This window comes from Pseudomonas sp. FFUP_PS_473, from assembly GCF_002858665.1.
Taxonomy (GTDB): Bacteria; Pseudomonadota; Gammaproteobacteria; order Pseudomonadales; family Pseudomonadaceae; genus Aquipseudomonas; species Aquipseudomonas defluvii.
The window spans coordinates 20,405-30,503 of sequence record NZ_PJQQ01000048.1; the positions used below are offsets into that span (position 1 = coordinate 20,405).

Consider the following 10,099-nt stretch of genomic DNA (forward strand, 5'->3'; position numbering starts at 1 on the left):
GAATCTGCCCGAGCAGGCAGCTTTCATCACTTTTTGTTTCAAAGCATGCACAGTCTGCCTGAGCCACCCTCGACGGGAAACTTGCAATCGTGACCGGATTTTGCACGCTTAATAAAGGTCGATGTAGTCGGATGAAGGCGTCGGCCAGTTGTCCTGCAGCACCTTGAACACCTGCCGCACCCAACGCTCATCAACGGCAGCCTGCGCCCCTACACAGCCGGAACCGGCAGCCCAGGTTTCCAGACGAAAGGCCAACCCCTCGAGCTCACGACCACCCACCACTGGCGACAGCCAGGCCTGCCCTGCCCGATTCACCCGCAACTGATTGTGAATACGGCCATCCCCGGACGCGAGCAGCTCGCGAACGGCTTCAAGGGTAAATTGCTCGGGGTTGTTCAGATCAATCTGCACGGGATCACCTGGGAATCAAAACACCAATAGTTTGCCACGTAGCGGTTCTTATTCCTAAGTCGCAGTGCGATCGAATCAGGCGCATGATTTACTGCCAGCACCGGCGGAGGGCAATCGAACCTCCCCTTCGAACGCCAGGGTGCGGCATTCGAATCCTCATCACCTGCACACGCGTTTCGAGACTTCCATGGCAAGCCACTACATAGACGCCGACATAAAGGTCAAATGGCCCGACGGTCAAAGCGCCTACAGCCCGGGCACCCCCGAAGAGTTAACCCTTATTGCCATCGACCTGCTCGTCAAGGAACTGGGCAGCGATGCCGCTCGCGCCTTCATCGAGCAGATACTCGGACGTTACGCGCCCGAGCATGGCGACACACTCAGGACCTGACATCATCGCTCATACCGACTCCAGCTCACCAAGACTCGGAATGGAGGGCTGCGCACCCGCTCGCGTTACCGATAACGCAGCAGCGCGCTGACCGAAGGCTATCGCCTCACGCTCATCGCGCCCAGCCAGCAGGGCCGCAGCGAAACCACCCACAAAGGTATCTCCTGCCGCCGTGGTGTCGACAGGCTGCACGTTCGGCGCAGGAAAATGCTCAACGCCCTGAACATCGGCGAACACAGCACCTTCGCCACCCAGGGTAATGATCACCTTGCCCGCACCCAGCGCCAGCAGTTTCAGCGCAGCGCCCTCGGCAGTCTCGCGGGACGTCACCGGCAGCCCCGTCAGCGCCGCCGCCTCGCTTTCGTTGGGAATCAGGTAATCGGCCAACGCCAGCCAATTCGATGGCAGTGGCCCTGCCACCGGAGCAGGATTGAGAATCACCACCTTGCCCAATGCATGACCACGCTCCAATGTATGCAGTACCGTCAGGGCGGGCACCTCCAGCTGACAAATGATCAGTTCGGCGGCCTGTAGCAACGTATCGAAACGCTGTACCGACTCAGGCAGCAGTTGCCCATTACTACCCGCAACAACCACGATAGCGTTCTGGCTTGCCGCGCCTACCACTATCAGCGCGACACCACTGGAGGTGTCGGCACTGATACTGACGGCCTGACAATCAATACCTTCAGCGGCCAGCGACTGACGCAGCTGCACGCCGTAGGCGTCATCCCCCACACAACCAATCATCGCAACGTGCGCACCAAGCCGCGCAGCGGCCACCGCCTGATTCGCGCCCTTGCAACCGGGCACAGTGGTGAAAGACTCACCCGCCAGGGTTTCACCCGCCTTGGGCAAGCGCTCAGCTCGCACAACCAGGTCCATATTGAGGCTGCCAACCACCACGATGCTCGCCTGCATGGCTCCGCGCCCTCTGCGCTAATCAGTAAACGTGTCCGGACGCGGTGCCGTCGACTCACGCAGCACGATACTCGGCGTCACAATGCGCTGCTCAACAGCGCTACCGGCCGGCTCAGCAATACGGTGCAGCAACCGCTCAACCGCGATTTCGCCCAACTCACGGATCGACTGGCCGACCGTGGTCAACGCGGGATAAACGTACTGGCTCAGCTGGATATCATCGAAACCGATAACCGACAGCTCACTGGGCACACAGATATTGCGCTCGGCAGCCGCTCGCAACACACCGATACCGATCATGTCATTGGCTGCAAAAATTGCGCTTGGCCGGTTCTGCCCCAACAGCTTTGCCGCAGCGCCATACCCACCAAGGCCGGAAAAGTCACTGTCAAGCACCCTGCCCTCAACCACTGTAATGCCCGCTTCAGCCAGCGCACGCGTGAAACCCGCCAGGCGCATCCGCGCAACACTGGTACTGGCAGGCCCATTGATACAGGCAATGTCTCGATGCCCCAATTCAAGCAGGTGGCGCGTAGCCATGTACGCCCCTTGCTCATGGTCGATACGCACCAGATCGGCCTCTACCCCATCAAGGGCACGGTCGACAATCACCATCGGCGCGCGCACGGTCTGCAAGCTTTCCAACAGGTCGCCATCCTCCCCTACCGACGCGACAATCAAGCCGTCGATTCGCTTTTCCAGCAACACCCGCAGGTAACTGCGCTGCTTCTTCGGGTTGTCATCGGAGTTGCACAGGATGACGCAGTAGCCGTTGCGCTCACAGGCATCCTCAATACCCCGGGCCAGCTCGGCAAAGTAAGGGTTGACACTGTTGGGCACCAGCAAGCCAATCGTGGCGGTGCTGCGCGCCTTGAGCGAGCGCGCCACTGCGCTGGGCACATAGTCGAGCTCAGCAATCGCGGCCTCGACTTTCAGTCGAACCTGCTCACTGACCGGCCGGGTCTTGTTCAATACATGGGACACCGTGGTGTAGGAAATCCCCGCCAAGGCCGCTACATCTTTAATCGTTGCCATTTTTAGTTCCGCCTGCGTGTACGCCGGCTGCGATAGGTGTCGAGGATCACAGCGATAACAATCACCGCGCCAGTAATAATGCGTTTGCTTGGCTCCGAGACGCCAATCTGTGCCAGCCCTGCAGCCAGCACGGAAATGATCAGAACGCCGAAAAAGGTGCTGATGACTGAGCCGCGCCCACCCATGAGGCTGGTACCGCCGATCACCACAGCGGCGATTACCTGCAGCTCCAGCCCAGAGCCCGCATTGGGGTCGGCCGCTTCCAGCCGGGAAATCTGAAACAGTGCGGCCAACCCGGCAAGCAGCCCCATCAACGAGAACACCAGCACCTTGTAAGGGCGCGGATTGATGCCCGCCAGGCGCACAGCCTCTTCATTTGTGCCAATGCCGATCAGGTAGCGACCGAACACCGTGCGCACAAGCACCCACTGAGCAACCACGATCACCAGCAAGGCAATCACGAAGGCGGGCGAAATACCGAATACCAAGGGCTCGGACAGCCAGGCAAAGGCATCACCGATATAGGCCGTGCGCGAATCGGTCATCTGGTAGGCCACGCCACGCGCAACCTCCAATACACCCAGCGAAACGATAAAGGAGGGAATTCGCCAAGCGACAGCAATCGAGCCGGTAACGGTCCCGACCAGTGCCGCACAGGCCATGCCGAGCAACGCCGCTGGCAGCGCACTCCAGCCCCAGCCGAGGATGGCGACACTGACGATGGAACCCGCGAGCGCCAGCACCGAACCAACCGACAAATCGATGCCGCCGACAATCAATACAAAGGTCATCCCGACCGCCAGCACCATCAGGTCGGGAATTTGATTAGCCAGGATGCTGAAGGTAGCGTAGGAAAGAAAGTGGCTGCTCAACAGCGAAAAAAGCACGATCAATATCAGCAGCGCACCCGCCAGGCCCAGGTAAGCACCCACACCCTGATAACGCCCGCCGCGCGTGCCTGCAACAGCAGCAGAGGCTTGAACCGGTGAGGTACTCATGCAGCGCTCCCCTGATAACCGGCGAAGGCCGCCGCCAGCAGCTGATCCTGACGCCATGTGTCACGCTCAAAGGTGTCGACCAAGCGCCCTCTGGAGAGCACACCGATACGGTCACAGATCAACATCAACTCGCGCAGATCGCTGGAAACCACGACCAACGCCCGCCCCTGACGAGCGAGCTCGGCGAGCAAACCATAAATATCGAACTTGGCCCCCACATCAATGCCACGGGTCGGCTCGTCAAACAGCAACACCGAGCAGTCGCGCGCCAGCCAACGCGCCATCACAACCTTCTGCTGATTCCCGCCAGAGAGCTCACTCACAACCTGATCCGCACCCGTACAACGTATTTGCATCGCTTCGATCTGCCGTCGCGCCAAGGCCTGCTCCGCATCACGGTCGACAACACCCGCTCGAGATACCGCCGACAGGTTGCCCAAGGCAATGTTCGCCGTAATGGATTGAGACAGCAGCAACCCCTCGCCCTTGCGGTCTTCGCTGATCAGCGCAATACCCTCGCGCACAGCCTCAGCCGGTGAAGCAAGGTGTACCGGCCTGGGCGGGTGACCTAAGGCGACACGCCCCCGGTCGGCCGAGTCGGCGCCGAAAATCAATCGCAGCAGCTCAGTACGCCCGGCACCGACCAATCCGTAGAGCCCGAAAAGTTCGCCACTGCGCACCTCGAAGGACACATCAGACACCATCTCTCCCCGCCCCAACCCATCGACCGTGAGAATCGGCTCGCCCATACGACGCTCGCCAAGGTCAATCGCCTCAGCCAACGCGCGCCCCACCATCAGGCTGACTAATTGCTCGCTGCTGTAACGCTGCATCGGCTCAACGCACACCAACTGACCGTCACGCAGCACGGCGACTCGCTGGGCAAGATGCCTGAGCTCTTCCAGTCGATGGGAAATATAGACAATCGCCACTCCTCGGCGCTGCAAGCGCTCGATCTGAGCAAACAACAATGTCACTTCGCGCGCCGTCAGCATGGCGGTCGGCTCATCCAGAATCAGTACATGACAGTCACCGATAAGGCTGCGAGCAATCTCAACCATTTGCTGATGACCGATGCCCAGCTCACTCACCCGCGTATCCGGGTCGACCGCTTCAAGACCGACCTGTGCCATAGCCGCCCGGGCCAGTACGCGCAAACGCTTGCGGTCGATCCAACCGGCGCGACTGGGCAGGTTGCCGAGAAACAGGTTTTCAGCCACCGAGAGTGTCGGCAACAGGTTCAGTTCCTGCATGACCATACGCACGCCCAACCGCTCGGCTGCCGCGCGACTGCCAGGCAGGTAAGGCTTGCCGTTGAACTGCATCTGGCCGGCCGTGGGAGGCTCCAGGCCTGCGATGATCCTGGACAGGGTGCTTTTACCGGCACCATTCTCCCCCGCCAGGGCCAAGACCTCGCCGCGGCGCAGGGCCAGGTCAATATTGCTTAGTACAGGCTGCGCATAGGCTTTGCCCACAGCGCTGACTGACAGCACGATGTCCTCAGTCGAAGGCATACAGGGTACTCACTGGAAATGAAGGCTACGGCGCCGTGACCAACTCAACCGGCGTCTGGATGACATTGTCAGCATCCACCTGCGGCACCTCCCCCTTGAGCATCTTCAGCGCCACCTCAATACCGAATACAGCCTGCCTGGCAGCGAACTGGTCAGCACTGGCCAACACACGACCATCGCTGAGCATCGGTTTGATTGCCGAGATGTTGTCGTAACCCACCACCTGCACCGTACCCGTCCTGCCCGCCGCCCGCACCGCAGAGACCGCACCCAGCGCCATGCTGTCGTTACCGGCCAGCAAGGCCTTGAGATCGGGGTATTCGTTGAGCATGGCCGACGCTACGGCGCGCCCCTTGTCAATCTCCCAACTGCCCGATTGCACCGAGACAATCTTCATCTGCGCCGCGTCCATCGCGTCCTTGAAGCCCGCCGTACGCTGCTGCGCATTGGTGGTCGTCGATATGCCCTCGATGATGCCAACCTGATCACCGGCCGTAAGCCTTGCAGCGAGGTAGTCACCCACCAGACGAGCGCCCTTGCGGTTGTCTGGCCCTACGAATGGCACGCTCAGGTGCTTGCTTTTGAGCACGCCCGGGTCAAGGCGGTTGTCGATATTGACCACCGTGATACCGGCATCAATGGCCTTTTTGATCACCGGCACCAGCGCCTTGGAATCGGCAGGTGCAATCACCAGCGCATCAACCTGGGAAACGATCATTTGCTCGACAATACGGATCTGGTTACTGGTATCGGACTCATCCTTGATACCGTTGGACACCAGGTCGAACTCACCTGCGTGGCTTTTCTGGTAGGCCTTGGCACCGTCTTCCATCGTCAGGAAGAACTCGTTGGCCAAGGACTTCATGACCAAGGCAACCCTGGGCTTCACAGCAGCCTGTTCGACCGCGTGGGCAACGGGAACAAAAGCGCTGAGAGCGCTCAACACAACAGCCCCGAGCAGGCGTCCGGTGAAGGGCAACGTCATGAAATCACTCCAGTACATTATTGTTATCAAGTAGCAAACGTTTGCATTACTTCACTATGGAAATGCCCGCCACCTTTGTCAAATACCCCCGCCATCACCTGACGGCGAGGCCAAGCAGGGGAATTATCCTTTAAACAGATCGGAAAACCGAACAGCCAAATACAGATAAATTCGGGAAGCCGATCCCTAAAACACCAGAAGATACGCTTAAGGCACCCATAATCTCCAATAAAAACAATACGTTAAATCAAGACAACTGAACTGGTACGCTTTCTGCTGTTCTTTGCCTGGCAACACCGCACTTCAATCAATAAGCGAGAACAAAAATGAAAGCTGCGTTCCACTCCTTTGTACCGAGTGCCTTGGCCCTGCTGCTGCTCCTGCCTGCAGGCGCCAATGCCAAGGACGTCGAGAATCAACAGAAACTGGCCAATGTGGTCATCCTGGCCACAGGCGGGACCATCGCCGGTGCAGGCGCCGGCGCTGCCAACAGTGCGACGTATCAGGCCGCTAAAGTGGGCGTCGACAAGCTGATCGCAGGCGTACCGGAGCTGGCCAACCTGGCCAACGTCCGTGGCGAGCAGGTCATGCAGATCGCATCGGAAAGCATCACCAATGAAAACCTGCTGCAACTGGGCAAACGCGTCGCCGAGCTGGCCGACAGCAAGGATGTCGATGGCATCGTCATCACCCACGGCACCGACACCCTCGAAGAAACCGCCTACTTCCTGAACCTGGTCGAGAAGACCGACAAGCCTATCGTGGTAGTCGGCTCGATGCGCCCAGGCACGGCCATGTCCGCTGACGGCATGCTCAACCTCTATAATGCCGTGGCAGTGGCCAGCGACAAGCAGTCCCGCGGCAAAGGCGTGCTGGTCACCATGAACGACGAAATTCAGTCTGGCCGCGACGTGAGCAAGTCGGTCAACATCAAGACCGAGGCCTTCAAGAGCGCCTGGGGCCCGATGGGCATGGTGGTTGAAGGCAAATCCTACTGGTTCCGCCTTCCGGCCAAGCGCCACACTCAAGATTCGGAATTCGACATCAAGCAGATCAGCAGCCTGCCCCAAGTGGATATCGCCTACGGCTACGGCAACGTGACGGACACTGCTTACAAAGCACTGGCACAGAACGGCGCCAAGGCACTGATCCACGCCGGCACGGGTAACGGCTCTGTATCCTCCCGCGTAGTCCCTGCCTTGCAGGAGTTGCGCAAGAATGGCGTACAGATCATTCGTTCGTCCCACGTCAATGCCGGCGGGTTCGTGCTGCGTAACGCCGAGCAACCGGACGATAAGAACGACTGGGTTGTCGCTCATGACCTGAACCCACAAAAAGCCCGCATTCTGGCAATGGTTGCCTTGACCAAGACCCAGGACAGCAAAGAGCTGCAGCGGATCTTCTGGGAGTACTGATCCCCGCCTGCCGGCCGCCCGCCGCTCTACGGCGGGCATCACCGCGTAAAAATAGTTTCAAAGGCATGCAGCAAATCGCTGCATGCACTGTCTGAAGCGCTCCTACACCCACAAGGTGTTGCGAAATGGCCTACAGTAAAATACTGTATGCACATACAGCAAAACAAGGAACGCTCCGTGGCAACCACTTCCTCTGCATCGACCCCCGCCGGCAGTTACGAGCAACTCGGCCTGCGCATCCAGAAAATCATCAATTCGCCGACTGCACAGAAAGCACGGTCAGCACTGATCTTTCGCCTGGAACATGAATCTCCCGACGACTGGGAAACCCTGCTCGAAGAAATTGCCGAGAACGATAACGTCACCCTCGCGCATCGCGATGATGGCGGCGTTCAGATTTTCTGGGTTGTACCGAAGGAAGACTGAGCACGCATGAGATTCAAGATTTTTGCAGTATCCTGCCTGCTGCTCAGTTTCGCCGCCCACGCCGACGCCCCGCGCACCTTCAGCGAAGCCAAGAAAGTCGCCTGGAAACTGTACGCCCCGCAATCGACCGAGTTCTATTGTGGCTGCAAGTACAACGGCAACCGTGTCGACCTCGAAGCCTGCGGCTATGTGCCACGCAAGAACGCCAACCGCGCCGCGCGAATAGAATGGGAACATATTGTGCCGGCCTGGCAGATCGGCCATCAGCGCCAGTGCTGGCAGGACGGCGGGCGCAAGAACTGCTCGCGCAATGATCAGGTCTATCAGCGCGCAGAAGCCGATCTGCACAACCTGGTACCGAGCATCGGCGAGGTCAACGGTGACCGCAGCAACTTCAGCTTTGGCTGGCTGCCCGAGCAACACGGACAATACGGCTCCTGCCTGACCCAGATCGACTTCAAGGCAAAGAAGGTGATGCCGCGCCCATCCATCCGCGGAATGATCGCACGCACCTACTTCTATATGAGCAAGCAATACAACCTGCGCCTGTCAAAACAGGATCGCCAGTTGTACGAAGCCTGGAACAAGACCTACCCACCTCAAGCCTGGGAGCTTCAGCGCAACCAGCGGGTGGCGTGCGTCATGGGCCACGGCAACGAGTTTGTCGGGCCGGTCAACATGAAGGCCTGCGGTTGACGCGCCGGGCAGCGCTTGCCAGCAGGCGCTGCCCGGCATTCACCCGCAACCGGCGCGGCGCGACTATCGCGGTGCGTCGTGCTGGATCACCACCGAGTCGATACCCAGGCGCGCCATGACATCGGCTTTCTGCGCCAGCGCTGCCGCCTTGTCGGCGTAGGGGCCCAGCAGCACCACCGGCTTACCCTCGCGGTAAACCACCGACGACGGGATGCCACGCTCGATCAGCCGCGCGGTCATATCCGTCAGCGCACCCATGTTCGCCCCCTGAATGATTTCGACATCCCAGCCCTGAGCAGCCGACTGGTCGGCCAGCGCTTCAGCCTTGCGCTGCAGGTCGGCGCCGCCGCAGATCTCGCGCAGGCGCAGGTTGTTACCGTCCTGATCGATGATCACTTCGTACTCGGCACCCTGCTTGATCGCCACGTAGCTGCGATAGGCTTCCACCACGCCCGCCGCATCCTTGCCGCGAACCTGACCGCAAATATCGCCTTGCTCATTAATACGAACATTGGCGAACTTGGCCGTTTTCGGGTTTTGCAAATGCTCGGCGACCTTGTTGTGAGCGCGCTCTACATCATTCTCACAGCCAGCCAACGCCAGCATCGCCATTACCACCGCCACTTTGCGCACGCGCCTATCTCCTGAATGCCAGCGGCGGATTTTAGCACCTGCAAGGCAACGGCAGTTACAATCGACCAGCATTCCCCTCGAGAGGACGGCTATGCACCAGGTACTGTTGATCATTGACGTACAACCTTCCTTCAACCCACCCCAGTGGCTGGTCGAAGGCATCAACACACTCCTCGGGCGCATGCCGTCAGTCGCCACAGTAGAGCGTCACGACGAGCACCACACCCCGTTCCAACGCCAACTTGGCTGGCATCCTGCTAAAAACGAGCGCTGCCTGATCGCGGCTGACCGGGTGTTCGCCAAATACGGTTACTGCCTCTCCAGCGAGACCCTCAACCACCTCAAGCAATTGAAACCGGACCGTGTCCTGGTATGCGGCATCCAGACGGACACCTGCGTGCTGGCGGCAGGCTTTGTGCTATTCGATGCAGGGCTGCAACCGACATTGATTACCGACCTGACCCGAGGCTCATCCCTGGATCGCTCAGGGGAACTGGGAATAAACCTGTGGCGACATCACTTCAAGCACACAGTGACGGCGGCAGAACTGAAATAGCACTACCCACACCGCACGGCTTTCAAATCTTTTTCCCGGACAATCGAGTAGGAGGCGAGTTCACACCCGCCGTCCTCTCACACCACCGTGCGTACGGTTCCGTACACGGCGGTTCAGG

At 59.5% G+C, this 10,099-nt stretch carries 12 protein-coding genes; 5 read left to right on the forward strand and 7 right to left on the reverse strand.

The genetic code is table 11. The annotated features are described in order from the left end of the window. Nucleotides 1-108 precede the first annotated feature (108 nt). On the reverse strand, nt 109-411 hold the full coding sequence (locus CYD26_RS22745) for a hypothetical protein (protein WP_099774111.1): 303 nt from the start codon (nt 409-411) through the stop codon (nt 109-111). A gap of 187 nt (nt 412-598) precedes the next feature. On the opposite strand from CYD26_RS22745, the gene CYD26_RS22750 reads away from it, so the two are divergent. Then, a complete protein-coding gene (locus tag CYD26_RS22750) occupies nt 599-802 on the forward strand; it encodes a hypothetical protein (protein WP_099774110.1) in 204 nt (67 codons plus the stop codon). A 9-nt stretch (nt 803-811) separates the two neighbouring features. Here CYD26_RS22750 and rbsK read toward each other — a convergent pair whose 3' ends face one another. Genes rbsK through CYD26_RS22775 form a run of 5 tightly spaced genes read right to left on the reverse strand, consistent with a single transcriptional unit; the run spans nt 812 to nt 6,255 of the window. Beyond that, a complete protein-coding gene (rbsK, locus tag CYD26_RS22755) occupies nt 812-1,723 on the reverse strand; it encodes a ribokinase (RefSeq protein ID WP_102053738.1) in 912 nt (303 codons plus the stop codon). Between the two features lie 18 nt (nt 1,724-1,741). Then, nucleotides 1,742-2,758, reverse strand: coding sequence for a LacI family DNA-binding transcriptional regulator (locus CYD26_RS22760; protein ID WP_099774108.1), 1,017 nt, complete (start codon nt 2,756-2,758; stop codon nt 1,742-1,744). 2 nt (nt 2,759-2,760) lie between these two features. Further along, a complete protein-coding gene (locus CYD26_RS22765; RefSeq protein WP_102053739.1) occupies nt 2,761-3,756 on the reverse strand; it encodes an ABC transporter permease in 996 nt (331 codons plus the stop codon). Then, nucleotides 3,753-5,270, reverse strand: a complete 1,518-nt coding sequence (locus CYD26_RS22770) for a sugar ABC transporter ATP-binding protein (RefSeq protein ID WP_102053740.1) — start codon at nt 5,268-5,270, stop codon at nt 3,753-3,755. Before CYD26_RS22770 ends, CYD26_RS22765 begins: the two co-directional genes overlap by 4 nt. 25 nt (nt 5,271-5,295) lie before the next feature. Continuing rightward, nucleotides 5,296-6,255, reverse strand: coding sequence for a sugar ABC transporter substrate-binding protein (locus CYD26_RS22775; RefSeq protein WP_102053741.1), 960 nt, complete (start codon nt 6,253-6,255; stop codon nt 5,296-5,298). Between the two features lie 326 nt (nt 6,256-6,581). Between CYD26_RS22775 and CYD26_RS22780 the strand changes: the two genes are divergently transcribed. The 3 genes from CYD26_RS22780 to CYD26_RS22790 all read left to right on the forward strand — a co-directional run bounded on the left by CYD26_RS22780 (nt 6,582) and on the right by CYD26_RS22790 (nt 8,792). Then, nucleotides 6,582-7,670, forward strand: a complete 1,089-nt coding sequence (locus CYD26_RS22780; RefSeq protein ID WP_099774104.1) for an asparaginase — start codon at nt 6,582-6,584, stop codon at nt 7,668-7,670. Nucleotides 7,671-7,817: 147 nt separating this feature from the next. Beyond that, nucleotides 7,818-8,096 carry a DUF1654 domain-containing protein gene (locus tag CYD26_RS22785; RefSeq protein ID WP_102053742.1) on the forward strand — a complete coding sequence of 93 codons (279 nt, stop codon included), beginning with the start codon at nt 7,818-7,820 and terminating at the stop codon, nt 8,094-8,096. Nucleotides 8,097-8,102: 6 nt separating this feature from the next. Then, a complete protein-coding gene (locus CYD26_RS22790) occupies nt 8,103-8,792 on the forward strand; it encodes an endonuclease (RefSeq protein ID WP_102053743.1) in 690 nt (229 codons plus the stop codon). A 63-nt stretch (nt 8,793-8,855) separates the two neighbouring features. On the opposite strand, the gene CYD26_RS22795 is transcribed toward CYD26_RS22790, so the two are convergent. Further along, entirely contained in the window at nt 8,856-9,425 is a 570-nt protein-coding gene (locus CYD26_RS22795) for an SPOR domain-containing protein (protein ID WP_102053744.1), read from the reverse strand. A 91-nt stretch (nt 9,426-9,516) separates the two neighbouring features. On the opposite strand from CYD26_RS22795, the gene CYD26_RS22800 reads away from it, so the two are divergent. After that, nucleotides 9,517-9,981 carry an isochorismatase family protein gene (locus CYD26_RS22800; protein ID WP_102053745.1) on the forward strand — a complete coding sequence of 155 codons (465 nt, stop codon included), beginning with the start codon at nt 9,517-9,519 and terminating at the stop codon, nt 9,979-9,981. The last annotated feature ends 118 nt before the right edge of the window (nt 9,982-10,099 follow it).

Excerpts from the sequence above, each read along its gene's own strand:
- CYD26_RS22750 (WP_099774110.1), top strand. The coding sequence starts at position 599 with ATGGCAAGCCACTACATAGACGCCGACATAAAGGTCAAATGGCCCGAC.
- rbsK (WP_102053738.1), bottom strand. The coding sequence starts at position 1,723 with ATGCAGGCGAGCATCGTGGTGGTTGGCAGCCTCAATATGGACCTGGTT.
- CYD26_RS22760 (WP_099774108.1), bottom strand. The coding sequence starts at position 2,758 with ATGGCAACGATTAAAGATGTAGCGGCCTTGGCGGGGATTTCCTACACC.
- CYD26_RS22765 (WP_102053739.1), bottom strand. The coding sequence starts at position 3,756 with ATGAGTACCTCACCGGTTCAAGCCTCTGCTGCTGTTGCAGGCACGCGC.
- CYD26_RS22770 (WP_102053740.1), bottom strand. The coding sequence starts at position 5,270 with ATGCCTTCGACTGAGGACATCGTGCTGTCAGTCAGCGCTGTGGGCAAA.
- CYD26_RS22775 (WP_102053741.1), bottom strand. The coding sequence starts at position 6,255 with ATGACGTTGCCCTTCACCGGACGCCTGCTCGGGGCTGTTGTGTTGAGC.
- CYD26_RS22780 (WP_099774104.1), top strand. The coding sequence starts at position 6,582 with ATGAAAGCTGCGTTCCACTCCTTTGTACCGAGTGCCTTGGCCCTGCTG.
- CYD26_RS22785 (WP_102053742.1), top strand. The coding sequence starts at position 7,818 with ATGCACATACAGCAAAACAAGGAACGCTCCGTGGCAACCACTTCCTCT.
- CYD26_RS22790 (WP_102053743.1), top strand. The coding sequence starts at position 8,103 with ATGAGATTCAAGATTTTTGCAGTATCCTGCCTGCTGCTCAGTTTCGCC.
- CYD26_RS22800 (WP_102053745.1), top strand. The coding sequence starts at position 9,517 with ATGCACCAGGTACTGTTGATCATTGACGTACAACCTTCCTTCAACCCA.